Raw genomic sequence first — 18556 nt, 5'->3', positions numbered from 1 at the left:
AGTGTTGTCAGACGGCCTTGATGCTTTATTTCAGGCCGTCTGGAACTCAGGCCGGATCGTCCATCCAATCCACTTTGTTCATCTTGCGTACAATCACCCATTCGTCGCGGTTGGAACCGACCGTACCGTAGTAGTTGAAACCGTAAGCTTGTTGGGCGTAACCGCCGATCATGTGGGTCGGTTTCAACACGGTACGGGTCACGGAATTGTGGATGCCGCCGCGTTTTTTCGATATTTCGCCCGCAGGCGTGTGTACGATTTTTTCCTGCGCGTGATACATCAGAATCATGGTTTCCGGAATCCGCTGGCTCACTACCACGCGGCAGGCAATGGTGCCGTTGGCGTTGAACACTTCTACCCAGTCGTTATCCACCAAACCGGCGCGCTTGGCATCGATTTCCGATACCCAAACATGCGGGCCGCCGCGCGAGAGCGTCAGCATACGGATGTTTTCCGAATAGGTGGAGTGGATACCCCATTTTTGGTGCGGCGTCAGGAAATTAAGCGTGATTTCCGGATTGCCGTTAGGGTATTTGCCCAATAGTTTTTGCGTGGTTTTGAAATCCACCGGCGGTTTGTATACGCACAAATGCTCGCCGAACGCACGCATCCAATGGTGGTCTTGGTAGAACTGTTGGCGGCCGGTAATGGTGCGCCACGGAATCAGTTCGTGCACATTGGTATAACCGGCGTTGTAGCAGACTTCTTCGCTTTCCACGCCCGACCAAATCGGGGAGGATACAATTTTGCGCGGTTGCGCTACGATGTCGCGGAAACGGATTTGGGTGTGCTCGCTCGCTGCAATCAAATGCGTGTGGTCGCGGCCGGTGGCTTTGCCCAGAGCCTGCCAAGCTTTCATCGACACATGGCCGTTGGTTTCCGGTGCCAAGGTCAGAATCATTTCGGCGGCATCGATGGCGGTTTCCAGTTTCGGCTGGCCTTTGCCTGCGCCTTCGCTGCGTGTGCCGTTGAGTTTGCGCAGGAATTCGACTTCATGGCCGGTTTGCCATGCCAGGCCTTTACCGTTGTTGTTGATTTTTTCCAGTAACGGGCCAATGGAGGTGAATTTGTCATACACCGCACCATAATCGCGCTCGACCACGGTCATTGCCGGCATGGTTTTGCCCGGAATCGGTTCGCATTCGCCGTGTTTCCAGTCTTTCGGGTCAAACGGCTGCCCCATTTCCTGCGGACTGTCGTGCATGAGCGGGGTCAGCACGATGTCTTTGCGCACGCCCAGATAGTCTTTGGCGATTTCGCTGAATTTTTTCGCCAGGCCTTTGTAGATTTCCCAGTCGGATTTGCTTTGCCACAAAGGCTGCACCGCTTCGGTCAGTGGGTGGATGAACGGGTGCATGTCGGACGTGTTCAAATCGTCTTTTTCATACCAAGTTGCGGTCGGGAAAATCACGTCGGCGTAAAGACAAGTCGTGTTCATGCGGAAATCGAGCAAGGTCAGCAAATCGAGTTTGCCTTCCGCTGCCGGGCGTACAGTGATTTCAGACGGCGTGATGCAGTCTTCTTCATCGCTCAAGACTGCGTTTTGCGTGCCGAGCAGGTATTTCAGGAAATATTCGTGACCCTTGCCGGACGAACCTAAAATATTCGAACGCCACACAAACAGGTTGCGCGGAAAGTTTTTCGGGTTGTCGGGGTCGTTACAGGCCATGTCGATGCTGCCGTCTTTCAGGCCGCCGACCACATAATCGGCCGGATTCGCGCCCGCGGCTTCGGCGGCGTCCGCCACATCGAGCGGGTTCTGCGTCAGTTGCGGCGCAGAAGGCAGCCAGCCCATGCGTTCGGCTTTGGCGTTGTAATCAATCATCGACATATTCGGCATGCTGTCGCTGAAGCCCGGCGCCAGAATTTCGTCCACGCCCAGTTTTTCATGCCGCCATTGGCTGGTGTGGGCATAAAAGAACGATGTACCGTTCATTTGGCGTGGCGGGCGGTGCCAGTCAAGTGCGAAGGCCAACGGTGTCCAGCCCGATTGCGGCCGCAGCTTTTCTTGGCCGACGTAGTGGCACCAGCCGCCGCCGGATTTGCCGATGGTGCCGCACATCATCAGCATGTTGATGATGCCGCGGTAGCTCATGTCCATGTGGTACCAGTGGTTCAGGCCGGCACCGAGAATCACCATCGAGCGGCCTTCGGTGTCGTGTGCATTTTGGGCAAACTCGCGCGCCACTTGAATCACCAGCTTCGGATCAACGCCGGTGTGTTTTTGCTGCCAAGCGGGGGTGTACGGTTTGTCTTCGCTGTAATCTTTGGCGGCATTCGGGTCGTCCAAGCCGTGATCGACGCCGTAGTTGGCAATCATCAGATCAAATACGGTTGCCACCAAGGCGCTGCTGCCATCGGCCAATTGAATGCGTTTGGCCGGCACTTTGCGGTAAATCAGTTCGTCGTTGTCGCTGCCGAAATAGGTAAAGCCGACATCGGCTATTTCATCGGCACGCTCTTTCAGGCTCAAGGCGGCTTTTACGTCTTGGCCTTGGGCGCGCGTTTCCAGATTCCATTTTTGGCTGCCGTCCCAGCGGAAGCCGACCGATCCGTTTGGCACCATCAGGCCGTCTGAAAGCTCGTCCCAAGCCAATACTTTCCAGTCGGGGTTTTCTTGTTCGCCGAAATTGCCGTCAAGGGCGGAAGCGCGCAGGAAATATTCCGGCCGGAAGCCTTGGCCGTCTTCTTTCAGACGAACCAGCATCGGCATGTCGGTCAGGCGGCGGACATAGTCTTGGAAGTATTCAGACGGCTTGTCGAGATGGAATTCTTTCAAAATCACATGGCCCATCGCCATTGCCAAGGCCGCATCAGTACCTTGTTTCGGTGCCAGCCAGATATCGCCGAACTTGGCCATTTCGCCGTAATCGGAAGACACGGCCACGGTTTTGGTGCCTTTATAGCGGACTTCGGTGTAGAAGTGGGCATCGGGCGTGCGCGTCATCGGCACGTTGGAACCCCATACTAAAAGATAGCCGGCGTTGTACCAGTCGGCCGATTCGGCCACGTCGGTTTGTTCGCCCCAAGTTTGCGGGCTGGCAGGCGGTAAGTCGCAATACCAGTCGTAGAAAGACAGCGGCACGCCGCCGATTAAGCCCAGATAACGCGCACCGGCGGCATAGCTCACCATCGACATTGCCGGAATCGGTGAGAAACCGATGACACGGTCGGGACCGTAGTTTTTGATGGTATAGGCATTGGCTGCGGCTACTAATTCGTAGGCTTCGTCCCAAGTCGAACGTACGAACCCGCCCAAGCCGCGTTGGGTTTTATAAGCTTTGGCGCGGGCAGGGTCTTCTACAATCGATGCCCATGCTTCCACCGGCGACAGGGTTTGGCGGGCATCGCGCCACATTTGCGCCAATATGCCGCGCAACATCGGGTATTTCACGCGTTGGGCGGAATACACATACCAGCTGTATGATGCGCCGCGCGGGCAGCCTCGCGGTTCGTGATTAGGCAGATCGGGACGGGTGCGCGGGTAGTCGGTTTGCTGGATTTCCCAAGTAATCAAACCGTTTTTCACAAAAATTTTCCAAGAGCACGAACCGGTACAGTTCACACCGTGGGTGGAGCGTACTTCTTTGTCGTGCGCCCAGCGGCTGCGGTAGGCGTTTTCCCATTTGCGGTCTTCTGTGGTCACGGCGCCGTGGCCGTTGGCAAATGCTTCATGCTTTCGGGTGAAAAATTTCAATCGGTCTAAGAAATGGCTCATGGTCGTGTCCTCGCTGGCAGTGATTGCCGGATGTTTTATTGTCGATTAACAATATAAATCGTGAGATGCAAAACCGCCACGCGCTTAAAGCATGAGAAAAGGGTATAAAACAGCGGTATCCAAAACCGACTTTCGGCGGTATAGCAATTTGTGCAAATCGGTCTGTTATTTCAAATGAATAGCGGACATGAACTTTGCAACGTATGGCAAAAAAGCTTGCCAAACACCGAAAAATCAATAAAAGGCCGTCTGAAACCTGCGTGCAGATGATTTTCTGTTCAATCGCAAATAAAAACGCCACTACCTACTTTAGTAGGTAGTGGCGGAAGAAGCGTGTTTTCAGACGGCCTGTTCATTCGCAGTTCCGGTAAATAGGCTCAAATCACGCCCAAATCCTGCAGACCGCGCAACACGCCGTCTTCGTCTACGCTCGGGCAGACATAACCGGCCAGTGCTTTCACGCTTTCTTCGCCGTTGCCCATCGCCACGCCAAAGCCGACGGCCTGCATCATTTCCACATCGTTGAAGCTGTCGCCGAAGGCCATCACGTCTTTCATGTCTATGCCGAGTTTCGCAATCGCATGTTCGATGCCGCGCGCTTTCGAGCCTTCCCGACGCAGAACATCCACCGCATTTTCATGCCAGCGTACGGTTTTGAAACCCATTTGGCCGACGGCGGCATCGATTTCCAAATCCCGTTCCTGTGTGTAAAAGGCCAATAATTGGTACACCGGTTGCTGACGGTAATAATGGGCATCAACTTGATAAGACGAGACAATTCTCGACAGGGCATCTTTGACCCGTTCGGTTTCTTCAGAAACAGCGATTTCGGCATTGTTTACAAACGCATAAGCAATGTTTTGTTGCGCCAGAAAGGCACACGCTGCCGCTGCTTCATCGGCCACCATCGGATAATGCTGCAAGGTTTTCCCTTGGAACTCAATATATTGGCCATTGATGGTCACCAGCATGTCGATGCCCGCTTCCTGAATCAATGTTTTGACCTTGGCCGGAATGGCAACAGGCGGGCGGCCGGTGGCAATGGCGGTCAAAATGCCGCGCTGTTTCAAGGCGGCCAAAGCTTCACCGACGGATGGGCGCAGTGTATCGGTGTATTTGCGGTAAATAGTGTCGTCGATGTCGAAGAAAACGATTTTAGGATTTTGCATGACAAAAGGCCGTGGAGAATATGGTTTCAGACGGCCTATTGTATAACACCCGTTATGCTTGACGATATGGGCGCAGAAAGATTGATGGGTTTGATTTTAGAAAACAGGATATGGGAAGGCCGTCTGAAAAATCAATCGTTTTTCAGACGGCCTGTTTCAAAACCATCATTCAAGGCCGTCTGAAACTTAATTCAGAATCTTGATGGCGGTTTTGCCTTGTTTGAATTTCGCTTTGATGACGGCAGGCAGCGTGTCGTCAAAATACCAGCGGCCATCGGGCAGGGCGACGGCATTGGCGGTGCATCGGAAAGTCAGCGTCTGGCCCGATAATTGGTCGGTTTCGCAAATGTCGATTTCGTGCGCTCTACCCCAATCGGCCACGGGCAGCAAGGGTGCGAGCGAGAGTACCCGGCGGTTTTGCTGCCGTACGCCGTTGGCATCTTGGCAGGAACCGTCGCATTGTCCGATGGCCTGAATCGGGCAAGGTTCGTTTTTGGCGTTGGTTTCCGGTAGGATATTCAGCAAATCCGGACAAAGGCCGTATTCCTGCGCCCATGCGGCCAAAGCGCGTTTGGCGCCTTTTTTATGCAGGAAAAAACCATAAGGGCGATGGAGGTGAATGCCGTTGCTCATCGGCACCAATCGCGCCTGCAATACGCCGTGTCCGTCCGGTGAAAACTGCACCGTGGTAAACGTGCGCACAGTTTCAGACGGCCTGAGATTAAACTGCACCATGGCTTGCGCTTTCAACCACAAAGCATGCATAGGCCCTATGGCCGGCATAAAGCAGATAGAAGCCGCGCTTTGTACGAAACTCGGAATTTTTTTGCCGGCCAACATGGCTGCCACTTCGAAATAAGCGCGTGTATGCGATTGCACCGCTTGCGCTTGGCCGTATTTATCCAGCCAGACCAACACGCCTTCGCTGTCGGGCAGGGCGTAGAGCTGCCCGGCCAAGGTGTTCGGCAACCAGGCCGGCAGCATTTTCGGATTCAGTAAGACACGGCTGTGGTTGAGCCAGTCTTCCTCCCCTTTTTCTTTCAGACTTTTTTCCAAAAAATCCACCAAAGCCAAAACATCGGTCATGGCGCGGTGGCGGTTTCCCACCGAAATACCCATACGTTCAATGATGCTGTCGAGATTGTGTTTGTGAAACTGCGGATACAGACGGCGCGACAATTGTACCGTGCACAAAGCCGGTGCCGCAAAATCAATGCCTATGCGCCGAAATTCATGTCGCAAAAACGTGTAATCAAAGCGGCTGTTGTGTGCCAGCAGCAGCGTACCGCGCAAAAGCGGCAGCAAATCGGCGGCAATTTGGCTGAAAAACGGTGCATCTTTGACCAACTCATCATCAATGCCGGTTAAGCGGGCAATAAAATCCGAAATCGGCTGTTGCGGATTGACCAGCCATTCATAACGCTTGGCTTGGCCGTTTTCAAAACGCAATACCGCCACTTCCGTTATACGGTCCTGATAGAGATTGCCGCCGGTCGTTTCCAAATCTACCACCGCCACCGGCAAACCCAAGCGGGAAAAAGCAACAGCCAACCGCGGCCAACGCGAAGCGTGCGCCATTTTTCTTTTCCTGTAAATTCAACAAATAAACGCGCATTCTACACTTTTTGAGATTTTTTTCCAGTCGGACGCTTGACAGATGTGAAGCGTATCCCTATAATCCCTATCTTTCCTACAGCGCACCCGTAGCTCAGTTGGATAGAGTATCTGGCTACGAACCAGAGGGTCGGGCGTTCGAATCGCTCCGGGTGCGCCATTGGGAAAATCCTTTATTCCGCGCCCATCGTCTAGCGGTTAGGACATCGCCCTTTCACGGCGGTAACCGGGGTTCGATTCCCCGTGGGCGTGCCAGATTTTCATTAAAGCCTTGCTGTTTTCAGCAAGGCTTTAATTTTTTGTATTTCTCAAATTTTTCAAAATAGGAATTGTGCCGGTTTCGGTCAATTCTATTTTTCAGACGGCATGGGCATCATTTTCTTAAGCATACATGATTTTCATGTCATGTTGTTTACCGGGTGGATTGGTTGAATATTTAGGCGGCTTAAGGTTAAATGATTTATATGTAAACCATGTCTTTACTAAAATTGATTAAGTTTTTCGTGCGTAAAGCCTTGGTTTAGAGGCTTGTTTTCACGGTTTTATTTATATAGGGATGTTTGGTCGAATTGGTTTTGTGGAGGGAAGGCATAGGTATTTTCATTCAAATCCAATACAAATACGGCTTTCTCTGCTAAGGTAATAGGTACATTAATCAGAACCAACTGAATAGGAGTAAACACATGAATGCAAATTTGAAATGGATCGCTTCGGCAATCGTGGCTACTGTGGCTTTGTCGGCATGTAGCAGTACCGGCAGTACCAAACCTGCCTCTGCCGAACAACCGGCCCAAGCCCGACAAACTCAGCCGGCGCCGCAACAAGCGCAAGCTGTCAGCGGTCCGCAAACGGTTAAAGTGGATTCTATCGATGCGACCAAAGAAGTTGCCTATAAATGTGGCGCGAAAGGCGGAGAGAAATTAACCGTGATGTATGGTGTGAAAAACAATCAGTTGGTGGCAGCGCAAGTTCGCTTTAAAAACGAGTTGACACCGAATCTGTTCCGCGTAGTCGGCGCGAACGATCAGAATATTTTCTGGGGTGAAAACGTGGCTTGGTTTGCTGAGAAAGCAACGCCAGCCGACGTGGACAAAGTTGACGGCAATATGTTGACCATTCGCGGTACGACTCAAGTCAACGGCAAAACCGAAGTGGTGGATCAAATCGTGACCCGCGGTTGTTTATTGGATAAAACAGCCACTGCACGTTTGAAAAAATAATCGATTGATTAAATGATAAAAGGCCGTCTGAAAATTAATCTTTCAGACGGCCTTTTATTTTATTTCTGATCCGCTTCAGGCTCGGGGATTTCAAATACCTGACGCAGATAGGCAAGGAAGGTGTCGTTGGTGGTCATGGTCTTACCCGGTGAGTCGGAAAGCTTGGCAACGGATTGGCCGTTGCACTCCACCAGCTTCAACACGATATTGAGCGGCGTATGCCCCATGTCGTTGGTGAGGTTGGTACCGATGCCGAAGCTGGTTTTGAAACGGTCTTTGAAATATTGGTGCAATGCCCAAGATTTTTCGATGTCGAGGCCGTCTGAAAAGGTCAGCATTTTGGTATGGCTGTCGATTTTGAGCTTTTTATAGTGCGCATAGGCTTTGTCGCCCCACGCATACGGATCGCCGCTGTCGTGGCGCAGGCCGTCAAACAGTTTGGCAAAGTAAAGGTCGAAATCGCGCAGGAAGGCATCCATGCCGACCACATCGGTGAGTGCAATGCCTAAGTCGCCTCGGTATTCGTGTACCCATGCTTCAAGGGCGGCTTTTTGCGAATTGCGCAGGCGCACGTCCAAGGCTTGGAAGGCTTGCAGGAATTCGTGCGCCATGGTGCCGATGGGTGTGATGTTGAGTTTTTTCGCCAAGTAAACGTTGCTGGTGCCGCGTACAATGTGCGGTGCGGCATCGTTTAAGGTGCGCACAACGTGTTCCTGCCAGGCCAGATTATAGCGGCGGCGGGTACCAAAATCAGAAATCAAAAACGGCGGGTCGGAAGGGTCTTGCCGGGCGGCAATGGTTTTCAGGCAATCAACTTTGGCTTGCAAACGGCGTTCGCCTTCGGCCAATATTTCCGGCGTTTCCAAACGGCGGAAGAAAAGTTCGTTCACAATCGCCAAGATGAAGATTTCAAAGAACATTGCCTGAATCATCGGGCCTTCAATACGGATGTGCAGACGGCCCTGTGCGTCGGAACGCACTTTGACAAATCGGCGTTTCAGTTGGAAAAGCTCGAGGTAATCGACAAAGTCGCTTTTGATAAAGCGCAGGCGGCGCAGGTAATCCAATTCGTCGTCGGTAAAGCGCAGTTGGCAAAGGGCATCCAATTCGCGTTCGAATTCTTCTTGAATGTCGGCCAGCGGGTAAACCATTTCTTTGTTGCGGCAACGGAATTCATACAGGCTGTGAGTTTGCGGGAATTGGTGCAAAATCACCTGCAGCATGGTGAATTTGTATAAATCGGTGTCGAGCAGCGATTTGATGATGGGGTCGTGTGAGGTCATAAAGATGTTCTCATTTACGGGCGATAAAGTATTAAAACACGTTTGGCGGCCAAGATGACTGGAAGTTTACAAACTTTTATGGATTTTGGGCATTGAGGCCGTCTGAAAGCGGTTCGGGCAACTCGATTTGCTCGGTTTCGGCCTGTTTTAAGTGGATTTCGATTTCGCCGAAACCACTTTCCTGTACAATGCGCACCAAGCCTTCTTTGGCCAATTCCAGCAGCGCGATGAAATTTACCACCACATAAGCCGCGCCTTGTTCCGGCTTGAATAAAGTGGAAAAACGGCTGAAACCGTACTCGTTCAGACGGCGTAAAATCATCGTCATCTGCGCGCGCACGGAAATGGCTTCGCGTACCACTTCATGGCTGCGCGTGTGTTTGGCACGCGATAAAATGCCAAGCCAAGCCTGCGTTAAATCGGCTACGGCGACATCAGGCAGCTTCGTTTCGGCAGCAATTTCCAAAGGCAGGTACACCCATGCGAAATCGCGGCCGGCGCGGGGCAGGGCATCCAAACCTTGTGCGGCCAGCTTCATTTGTTCGTAAGCCAGCAGGCGGCGTACCAATTCGGCGCGCGGGTCGGCTTCTTCGTCCTCGATTTCTTCGGGGCGTGGCAGCAGCAGGCGTGATTTGATTTCAATCAGCATAGCTGCCATCAATAAATATTCCGCTGCCAAATCAAATTGATAGGCTTCTATTTGTGCAATATAGTGCAGATATTGCTCGGTGATTTTCACCATCGGAATATCGAGTACATCAATATTCTGCTTGCGGATTAAATACAGCAGCAAATCCAGCGGTCCTTGAAAGCCCGACAACACCACTTCCAGCGCATCGGGCGGGATAAACAAATCCTGTGGGATGTCGGTGACGGGTTGGCCGAACACATACGCCACTGCGCTTTCAGACGGCCTCGTCATCTCGGCAGTATTCATTTGCCACCCGCAATATGGTCAATCGCCGCTTGCGCACAATACAGGCCGAAACCGGCGGTTACCAGCATACTCGCACCATAACCGGCGCACGATAAACCTTGCGGCGCAGCATCTGTCGCACAGGCTTCGCCTGATTGCGGCGGGATAATGTTCTCGGTGGAATACACACACGGTACACTCATTTTGTCGGCAGTGTTGCGGCTGAAGCCGTGGCGTTTGCGTAAGGTGTAGCGCAGATTGGCCAGTAAAGGGTCGTGGGTGGCTTTGCTTAAATCGGCAGTCCGAATCAAGGCCGGATTTTTTTGTCCGCCCGCGCCGCCGCTTAAGATAAACGGCTGCCTGTGTTGCACAAAATAAGCTGCCATCGCTGCTTTTACGCGCACTTGGTCGATGGCATCAATTACAAAATCAAAGCCGTCCGAAAACAAATCGGGCAGGTTTTCTTCGGTTACAAAATCTTCGATTTCAACTACTCGGCAAGCCGGATTGATTTGTACAATGCGCTCGTGCAAAGCGCTGACTTTGGCCTTGCCGAAATCATCGGTCAGCGCATGAAGCTGGCGGTTGACATTGGATTCGGCAACATTATCCAAATCAATCAAAGTTAAACGGCCGATGCCGCTGCGTGCCAATGCTTCTACCGCCCATGAGCCGACGCCGCCGACGCCGACTACGCATACATGCGCCTGACGGAAGCGTTGTAATGCCGAATCGCCATACAATCGGCCAATGCCGCCGAAACGGCGTAACGACAGGGAATCAATCTCGGACATGGTCAACCTTGCGATAAATCAAAAAAACAAATGAAAAGGCGGCGTTGCGAAGCAAAAATTCATCGCAAAAAGCCAAAGACGTATTATACTTGAACCATGAAGGCTGTTGTGTAAAGCTGAAAAAACAGTCTATAATCCCATCACTTGAAAATATCGTGCCGCAAAAAGGCATTGGAAGGAGATGACGATGTATAAGCATTTGGTTGTTGCCGTTGATGGTAGTGAAACCTCTTTGAACGCGTTGAGACATGCGGCTGATTTGGCCGGCGTTAACGAATCCCGCTTGACTTTGGTGCATGTGGCTAATCCGGCGGAATACATGGCTTTGGCTCCTGAGTTTTTGCAACACGAAAGCTACGAAGCTGCTGCGGTGGCGCAGGGTAACGAAGTATTGGAATTTGCCGAAAAATCAGTGCGTGAGAACGGTGTAACCAATATCGTGAAACACTTGCTGGTGGCCAACAAAGGCGCACGCGAAATGGCGCAGGAATTGGTGGATTACGCCGATGCCAACGGTGCCGATTTGCTGGTGTTGGGTACGCACGGCCGTACCGGTCTCATGCATTTGCTGATGGGCAGCTTTGCCGAAACCGTGATGCGCCAAAGCCACTTGCCATTGTTGGTGATTCGCAGCAAAGCCGAAGAAGAATAATGCTTTTTTAAGCTGAGTTGGACACAGGCCGTCTGAACGTTTCAGACGGCCTTTTGTCATGGTTCGGACAATGTGAATATTTGCCGGTAATTATTGTCAAAATATCGCTGAATAATTTTTAAAACGCCGAAAAAATCCTTATTTTGTCGCCAATTGGTTTTATAATCGCGTTTTGGGTTTAGCGTAATCATTCTATTTGAAGGGAAGCGAACATGGCTGCACCGACCATCAGCGAGGTCTGCAATATCCGTTATTGGGGCATTAATTATTATGATGCCGATGATAAGGGCGAGGTGATTGTACGCCCGAACCCGGCCGAGCCGGAGAAAACCGTGTCGCTGCAGAAGCTGGCTGAATCGGTGCAGAAACAGCAGGGCGCGCGGCTGCCGATTTTGTTTTGCTTTCCGCAAATTCTGCAACACCGCCTGCGATCGATTAATCAGGCGTTTCAGACGGCCAGAAACGGCTTTGACTATGAAGGCGATTATTGCCTGGTGTATCCGATTAAGGTCAACCAGCACCGCCGCGTGATTGAAACGCTGATTCACAGCCGGCAGCCGCACGGTTTGGAAGCGGGCTCGAAAGCGGAGCTGATGGCCGTGTTGGCACACGCCGGCACCACGCAGACGCTGATTGTCTGCAACGGCTATAAAGACCGCGAATACATCCGCTTTGTTTTGATGGGCGAGAAGCTCGGTCATCAGGTTTATTTGGTAATTGAAAAAATTTCCGAAATCGAAATGGTGCTGGAAGAAGCGGAAAAGTTAGGCGTGAAACCGCGCTTGGGCGTGCGTGCGCGTTTGGCTTCGCAAGGTTCGGGCAAATGGCAGGCCTCGGGCGGCGATAAGTCAAAATTCGGCTTGTCGGCTTCGCAAGTGCTGCATTTGGTTGATGTGTTGAAACAAAGCAACCGCTTAGAGTGCCTGCAACTTTTGCATTTCCATCTCGGTTCTCAACTGGGCAATATCCGCGATGTGGCCACCGGTGTGCGCGAATCGGCACGGTTTTATGTGGAATTGCACAAACTCGGCGTGAATATTCAATGCTTCGACGTGGGCGGCGGTTTGGGTGTGGATTACGAGGGCAACCGCACGCAATCGGATTGCTCGGTTAATTACAGCCTGACCGAATATGCGGAAACGGTGGTGTGGGGCATAGGCCAAGCCTGTCGCGAACACAATCTGCCGCACCCGACCATCATCACCGAAAGCGGCCGCGGCATTACCGCGCATCATGCCGTGTTGGTGGCGAACGTGATTGGGGCGGAACGCTACACGCCGCAAGAATTGGGCGCGCCGTTTGAAGACGACCCGCGCGTGTTGCACAGCATGTGGGAAACGTGGACGGATATTTTCGATTCGCGCGAAAAGCGTTCGCTCAGAAGCTGGGTGCACGAAAGCCAGTTTGATTTGTCGGACGTGCACAATCAATACAACGTCGGTCTGCTGAGCCTCGAGCAACGTGCGTGGGCAGAGCAGCTTTATCTGAATATCTGCCGCGAAGTGGGCGAATTGTTCAACGAAAAACACCGTTCTCACCGCACCATTATCGATGAATTGCAAGAGCGTTTTGCCGATAAACTGTATGTGAATTTTTCGCTGTTCCAATCGTTGCCCGACGTGTGGGGCATTGACCAACTGTTCCCCGTTTGCCCGCTTACCGGCCTGAACGAAAAAGTCGCCCGCCGCGCTGTGCTGCTGGACATTACCTGCGATTCAGACGGCACCATCGATCACTACATCGACGGCGACGGTATTGCCACCACCATGCCGATGCCCGATTATCCTGCCGACAATCCGCCGCTGTTGGGCTTTTTCATGGTCGGCGCATATCAGGAAATTTTGGGCAATATGCACAATTTGTTCGGCGACACCGCCACCATTGATGTGATTGTACACGGTGAAAACGAATTCGAAGTGGTCGACTACGACGAAGGCAACACCGTTGCCGATATGCTCGAATATGTGTACCAAGACCCCGAGGAGCTGATGCGCCGCTACCGCGAACAAATCGAACATTCCGATTTGCCGGCTTCGCAAGCAATGGCGTTTTTGAAAGAGCTGGAAATCGGGCTGAACGGCTATACTTATTTGGAAGAAGAATAATGTCCAGACGGCCTGATTAAGATATCAAGGCCGTCTGAAAACAAAACTGTTACATATTAAAGGACACAGAATGAGCCCTTATACCACCCTTGCCGGTAAAACCGACAATTCACTGGTTTCCAACAATTTCGGCTTCCTGCGCCTGCCGCTTGATTTCAACCCTTACGAAAGCAATGCCGAGTGGGTAATCACTGGCATTCCTTACGACATCGCCGTATCCGGCCGCCCGGGCGCGCGTTTCGGCCCCGAATCCATCCGCCGCGCCTCAGTTAACCTGACGTGGGAACACAAGCGCTTTCCTTGGACATTCGACGTGCGCGAACGCTTGAACATTGTTGATTGCGGCGACTTGGTTTATTCCTTCGGCGACAGCCGTGATTTTGTCGAAAAACTCGAAGCCCACGCATTGCAATTGCTCCAAGCCGGTAAAAAATGCTTGGGCTTGGGCGGCGACCATTTCGTGACCCTGCCGTTATTGCGCGCCCACGCCAAACATTTCGGCAAACTTGCCTTGGTGCATTTCGATGCCCATACCGATACCTACGCCAACGGCAGTGAATTCGACCACGGCACCATGTTCCACACCGCGCCGAAAGAAGGCTTAATCGACCCGTCGCGCTCGGTGCAAATCGGTATCCGCACCGAATACGACAAATCATTGCCGTTTACCGTCTTGAGCGCACCGCAAGTCAATGATGACAGCGTCGGCACCACTGTGGCAAAGATCAAAGAAACCGTCGGCGATATGCCGGTTTACCTGACCTTCGACATCGACTGCATCGACCCCGCTTTTGCACCCGGCACCGGCACCCCTGTGTGCGGCGGCCTGACCACCGACCGTGCCCTGAAAATCCTGCGCGGCCTGACTGATTTGAACATTGTCGGCATGGACGTGGTCGAAGTTGCCCCGTCTTACGACCAAGCCGATATCACCGCCTTGGCCGGTGCAACCATTGCACTGGAAATGCTGTATTTGCAAGGTGCGAAAAAAGGTTGATTGGCGTGGTTTGATGGTTGAACCATAAATCAGGTTGAATAAAAATGCCGTCTGAAACGTATTTTTCAGACGGCATTTTGTTTTTATTTGTTGAAGGTTGGGTAAATCCCAACAAAACAGAAATATTGAAAAGTGTCGGATTGAGATTCAACCTGCAATTTAGGTAGAAATATGATTCAATAAACAAAAGCCGTCTGAAAGATTGTATAGTGAATCCACTATACTTTCAGACGGCCTTATTATGGCCGGCTAATACTTAATCAAAAAATTATTGTGCGGCAGACGCTTCCGAAGCGGCTTCAGCGGTAGCGGCTGCGGCTTCGTCAGCGGCTTGGCTATCCCATGCGGCAGGGTATTTGTAACCGGCAAAGCGTTGTTTGGCGTAAGATTTAAATTCTTCCGAATTGTAGGCGGCTTCTACGTCTTTCAACCATTGCGCGTCTTTGTCGGCGGTTTTCACGGCTGCCCAGTTGACATAGGCAAAGCTAGGCTCTTGGAACAGGGTTTCGGTTAATTTCATGCCGCTGCTCATGGCATAGTTGCCGTTTACCACTGCAAAATCAACATCGGCGCGGCTGCGGGGCAGTTGTGCGGCTTCCAGCTCGACGATTTTGATTTTTTTCAGGTTTTCGGCGATGTCGTTTTTAGAGGCGGTCAATGGGTTGATGCCGTCTTTCAGTTTCACCCAGCCCAATTCGTTCAACATTACCAAAGCGCGGGCGAAATTTGACGGGTCGTTTGGTGCGGAAACGCTGCTGCCTTCTTTCACATCATCCAATGAGGCCAATTTGCCCGGATACAGGCCCAATGGCGCGGTCGGCACTTGGAAGGCTTCCGTGATGTCTAATTTGTGTTCTTTGCGGAAATCTTCCAAGTATGGTTTGTGTTGGAAGACGTTGATGTCGATTTCACCTTCGGCTAAAGCCAAGTTAGGGCGCACGTAATCGGTGAATTCGATTAATTTCACGGTGTAGCCTTGTTTTTCCAAAGCCGGTTGGATTTGTTCTTTTACCATGTCGCCGAAGTCGCCGACAGTAGTGCCGAAGACGATTTCTTTCTTGGCGGCGGTGTTGCCGGCAGCCGGTGAAGCGGCGGAAGCGGCCGGGGCGGCTTCCTGTTTTTGACCGCCGCAAGCGGCCAAAGCCAAGGCCAGAGCGGCGGCTGAGAAGGTTTTCAATACGCTGTTTACGTTCATAACAATACTCCTTAAATGTGTGTGGCAGAAATCATAACATGCCGTCTGAAAAAAGCTTAATGATTTTTCAGACGGCCTATATAAACGATCCTTCTACCGTTTGTCGAGACGGCGCGAAATCCAGTTGCCCAGCCCCTGCATGGCAATCACCATCAGCACCAGAATCGCTACGATGAAGATGATGACTTCGGTTTGGTAGCGGTAATAGCCGTAGCGGATGGCCAAGTCGCCCAAGCCGCCGCCGCCGATCATGCCGGCCGCCGCGCTGTAAGAGAGCAGGCCGATGGCCAATACGGTAATGCTGGAAACCATGCCGGCGCGTGCTTCATTGAGCAGCACTTTGCGGATGATGGTGAGCGGTGCCGCCCCCATGCTGATCGACGCTTCAATCACGCCGCGCGGCACTTCGCGCAGGTTTTGCTCAACCAAACGGGCAAAATAAAACAGGCCGGATACGCTCAATACCAACGAAGCGGCGTAAGGGCCGATGGTGCTGCCGATGATGGCGCGGGTGACCGGAATCAGCGCAATCATCAAAATCACAAACGGAAACGCGCGCATTAAGTTGACCAAGTTATCCAATATGAAATTCAGCGGTTTGTTGTAGTGTAATTGCCGATTAGAGCTGACAAACAGCAACACGCCCAATAAGGTGCCGAATACAACGGCAAACAGTGTGGATAAGCCCACCATGATAAAGGTTTCGCCCAAAGCTTGGTAAATTTCGCCTTTCATGCCGCTGATGGTGGCGAGAGCTTTGGAAAAAGTTAAATCCGCCATCTCAATCCTCCCGAATCAGTTCGCGCCCGATTTCCGATTGGGCGTGGATTTGATTGTTGTTCACTTCCACCACTTCCAGCAGGCAGCCGTTATCCAGTAAGGCTGCGCGGTCGCACAAGCGGCGGATTACGCTCATTTCGTGGGTCACGATGACGATAGTCACATTGAAGCGTTTGTTGATGTCTTCCAGACATTGCAACACGCTGCGAGTTGTGGCAGGGTCGAGAGCAGAAGTCGGCTCGTCGGCTAAAATCACTTGCGGATTAGGTGCCAACGCACGGGCAATGCCGACACGCTGCTTTTGTCCGCCCGAAAGCTGGGCAGGAAAATGACCGGTACGCTCCTGCAAGCCGACAATTTCCAAACATTCCGCCACGCGCGCACGAATCTTTTCAGACGGCCATCCGGCAATTTCCAACGGAAAAGCCACATTATCCGCCACCGTGCGGTTGCTCAACAGGTTAAACTGCTGAAACACCATGCCGATATTCTGCCGCGCTTGGCGCAACTGCGCGCCGTTAAGTGCCATTAAATCCTGATTACCGACCAAAACCCTGCCTGAATCCGGCCGTTCCAGCAGATTAATCAGCCGCAACAACGTCGATTTGCCCGCGCCGGAATAGCCCATCAGGCCGAAAATCTCACCGGCTTTAATTTCCAAACTGGTCGGCTCCACCGCCGTAAACCACGATTTATCGCGCGTTTGGTAGCGTTTGGAAACCTTGTCTAAAATAATCATAATGTTCTCAAATACAACAAAGCCCGATGTCTGACACAACGGGCCGGTTTTGCAGTCGAAATAAAATGTTGTCTGCAAACGCTTTAGCTGTTTGTGCCCGCAAGCTGTGTCAAATCGGCATAAAAGTGTGAATGGGAAATAGTAGCGAAAATGTGAAATAGTGTCAAGAATCAAGGCCGTCTGAATGCGTGGTCGGGTTTGTTTTGAAAAATACCGGATATTGTGATAGAAAGCCGTCTGAAGTCGGCAGGCAGGTTTTTCAGACGGCCTGCTGTGTGTTTTATTCTTATGATTAATCAATAAAAAATGAAATCTATCAAAATTTTAGCAGGCTTAGGTGGAGCGATGGCTGCGTTTTCGGTATGGGCGACGACTTGCACACCGGCACAATTAGACGAGATTTTGGCACAGGCAACCGCTCAGCAAAACAGCGTAGAGGTTGCTTGCTCGGCCACGTTGCCGAAAAACCGTGCCATCAGCAAACGTCTGTATTTTACCGGTGAGGCAGCGAGTAATCAGGTGTTTGACTGCAATGGCAATATGGTTTCGCCTACCCATATTATGGGCGGAGACAGTATGGTGATTCGTTCGGAGAAGCGGCAAAACCAATGGCTTCGTCCGGAAAACTTAACCATTCGCGGCTGTAAAGTGGCAGGATCGGTACGTGTGATGGGAATGGGAGCAAACGGAGAAGCAGAGGCAGTCCGGCTGTCTTCGCGTGAATCAGGACATACGGAGCGTGCGCAAGCAGCGGCACCAAGCCGTATCCGTTTGGAAAGGATGAATATCGTCGGACAGGGCCGTATTCCTTTGTATTTGGCACCGGGCGCGAATCATGTGACCGTTGCCGACAGCCGCATTACAGGGTATAGCAAGAGCGTTGCCGTCTATCTGGACGCAGAAAGCGGTTACAATACGTTTACCCGCAATACCATTGATGCCAAAACATCAAAGCGGGAATTGATTGCCGTTGACGGCTCGGCGCATAATACTTTTAGCCATAACCGTTTTTCCGCGCTCAATCATGGTGGAATCTATTTTTACCGCAATTGCGGCGAAGGCGCCACCATCCGCCATCAAACGCCGTCTTACAATACGCTAAGCCAAAATGTGTTCTACTATAATAAATATGGAGGACGGTTGCCGGCAGTATGGCTGGGCGCACGCCATGGTAACCGTAATTATTGCGAAGCGGATGCGGGCTATGCGTTTGGCAGCAGTTTGGATAACCGTGACTTTGCCGATTTTAATGTGGTCGAAAACAACCAAATCTACCGTTTACCCACCCTTAGAATGATTCGTGACGAAGGCAGCCATAATCGGATTAGTGAGAACCGTACCGTAAGATAAATTATAGTGAATCTACTATAGTTT

14 protein-coding genes and 2 tRNA genes are annotated in these 18556 nt (G+C 51.7%); 7 read left to right on the top strand and 9 right to left on the bottom strand.

Features of this window, described 5'->3' with window-relative positions; translation table 11 throughout:
- Positions 1 to 46: 46 nt before the first annotated feature.
- The 3 genes from H4O27_RS08565 to H4O27_RS08555 all read right to left on the bottom strand — a co-directional run bounded on the left by H4O27_RS08565 (position 47) and on the right by H4O27_RS08555 (position 6465).
- On the bottom strand, positions 47 to 3718 hold the full coding sequence (locus H4O27_RS08565) for a nitrate reductase subunit alpha (protein WP_165007410.1): 3672 nt from the start codon (positions 3716 to 3718) through the stop codon (positions 47 to 49).
- Positions 3719 to 4095: 377 nt separating this feature from the next.
- Entirely contained in the window at positions 4096 to 4887 is a 792-nt protein-coding gene (locus H4O27_RS08560; protein ID WP_165007407.1) for a Cof-type HAD-IIB family hydrolase, read from the bottom strand.
- Between the two features lie 186 nt (positions 4888 to 5073).
- The gene (locus tag H4O27_RS08555; RefSeq protein WP_165007404.1) at positions 5074 to 6465 is read right to left on the bottom strand and encodes a 3'-5' exonuclease family protein; all 1392 of its coding nucleotides are present in this window, start codon (positions 6463 to 6465) and stop codon (positions 5074 to 5076) included.
- 119 nt (positions 6466 to 6584) lie between these two features.
- Here H4O27_RS08555 and H4O27_RS08550 point away from each other — a divergent pair.
- The 3 genes from H4O27_RS08550 (at position 6585) to H4O27_RS08540 (ending at position 7721) form a co-directional block, all read left to right on the top strand.
- Positions 6585 to 6661: transfer RNA gene (locus tag H4O27_RS08550), tRNA-Arg, on the top strand.
- A 20-nt stretch (positions 6662 to 6681) separates the two neighbouring features.
- Positions 6682 to 6756 (top strand) — tRNA-Glu (locus H4O27_RS08545).
- A gap of 428 nt (positions 6757 to 7184) precedes the next feature.
- Positions 7185 to 7721 (top strand): ACP-like domain-containing protein, encoded by a 537-nt coding sequence (locus tag H4O27_RS08540; RefSeq protein WP_165007402.1) that lies wholly within the window; start codon positions 7185 to 7187, stop codon positions 7719 to 7721.
- A gap of 59 nt (positions 7722 to 7780) precedes the next feature.
- On the opposite strand, the gene pncB is transcribed toward H4O27_RS08540, so the two are convergent.
- The 3 genes from pncB to H4O27_RS08525 form a co-directional block, all read right to left on the bottom strand.
- On the bottom strand, positions 7781 to 9004 hold the full coding sequence (gene pncB / locus H4O27_RS08535; protein ID WP_165007399.1) for a nicotinate phosphoribosyltransferase: 1224 nt from the start codon (positions 9002 to 9004) through the stop codon (positions 7781 to 7783).
- A gap of 76 nt (positions 9005 to 9080) precedes the next feature.
- Entirely contained in the window at positions 9081 to 9941 is an 861-nt protein-coding gene (locus H4O27_RS08530; RefSeq protein ID WP_165007396.1) for a segregation and condensation protein A, read from the bottom strand.
- Entirely contained in the window at positions 9938 to 10714 is a 777-nt protein-coding gene (locus tag H4O27_RS08525; RefSeq protein ID WP_165007393.1) for a tRNA threonylcarbamoyladenosine dehydratase, read from the bottom strand. The genes H4O27_RS08530 and H4O27_RS08525 overlap by 4 nt, the downstream gene beginning before the upstream one ends.
- Before the next feature lie 187 nt (positions 10715 to 10901).
- Here H4O27_RS08525 and H4O27_RS08520 point away from each other — a divergent pair, with 187 nt between their 5' ends.
- The 3 genes from H4O27_RS08520 (at position 10902) to speB (ending at position 14468) form a co-directional block, all read left to right on the top strand.
- A complete protein-coding gene (locus tag H4O27_RS08520; protein ID WP_165007390.1) occupies positions 10902 to 11366 on the top strand; it encodes a universal stress protein in 465 nt (154 codons plus the stop codon).
- A 212-nt stretch (positions 11367 to 11578) separates the two neighbouring features.
- Positions 11579 to 13471, top strand: coding sequence for a biosynthetic arginine decarboxylase (gene speA, locus H4O27_RS08515; protein ID WP_165007387.1), 1893 nt, complete (start codon positions 11579 to 11581; stop codon positions 13469 to 13471).
- Between the two features lie 70 nt (positions 13472 to 13541).
- Positions 13542 to 14468: an agmatinase gene (gene speB / locus H4O27_RS08510; RefSeq protein ID WP_165007384.1), complete on the top strand. Its 927-nt coding sequence runs from the start codon at positions 13542 to 13544 to the stop codon at positions 14466 to 14468.
- 268 nt (positions 14469 to 14736) lie between these two features.
- Here speB and H4O27_RS08505 read toward each other — a convergent pair whose 3' ends face one another.
- The 3 genes from H4O27_RS08505 to H4O27_RS08495 form a co-directional block, all read right to left on the bottom strand.
- On the bottom strand, positions 14737 to 15663 hold the full coding sequence (locus H4O27_RS08505; RefSeq protein ID WP_165007381.1) for a MetQ/NlpA family ABC transporter substrate-binding protein: 927 nt from the start codon (positions 15661 to 15663) through the stop codon (positions 14737 to 14739).
- A 93-nt stretch (positions 15664 to 15756) separates the two neighbouring features.
- Positions 15757 to 16443 (bottom strand): methionine ABC transporter permease, encoded by a 687-nt coding sequence (locus H4O27_RS08500; RefSeq protein ID WP_165007378.1) that lies wholly within the window; start codon positions 16441 to 16443, stop codon positions 15757 to 15759.
- A 1-nt stretch (position 16444) separates the two neighbouring features.
- Complete coding sequence (locus H4O27_RS08495; RefSeq protein WP_165007375.1) at positions 16445 to 17182, bottom strand: methionine ABC transporter ATP-binding protein; 738 nt, start codon at positions 17180 to 17182, stop codon at positions 16445 to 16447.
- Positions 17183 to 17488: 306 nt separating this feature from the next.
- On the opposite strand from H4O27_RS08495, the gene H4O27_RS08490 reads away from it, so the two are divergent.
- On the top strand, positions 17489 to 18532 hold the full coding sequence (locus H4O27_RS08490) for a right-handed parallel beta-helix repeat-containing protein (protein WP_165007372.1): 1044 nt from the start codon (positions 17489 to 17491) through the stop codon (positions 18530 to 18532).
- Positions 18533 to 18556: the final 24 nt, after the last annotated feature.

Origin of the sequence: Neisseria yangbaofengii, assembly GCF_014898075.1 — a bacterium.
GTDB classification, from domain to species: domain Bacteria; phylum Pseudomonadota; class Gammaproteobacteria; order Burkholderiales; family Neisseriaceae; genus Neisseria; species Neisseria yangbaofengii.
This window is presented reverse-complemented; position numbering and strand designations above follow the sequence as displayed.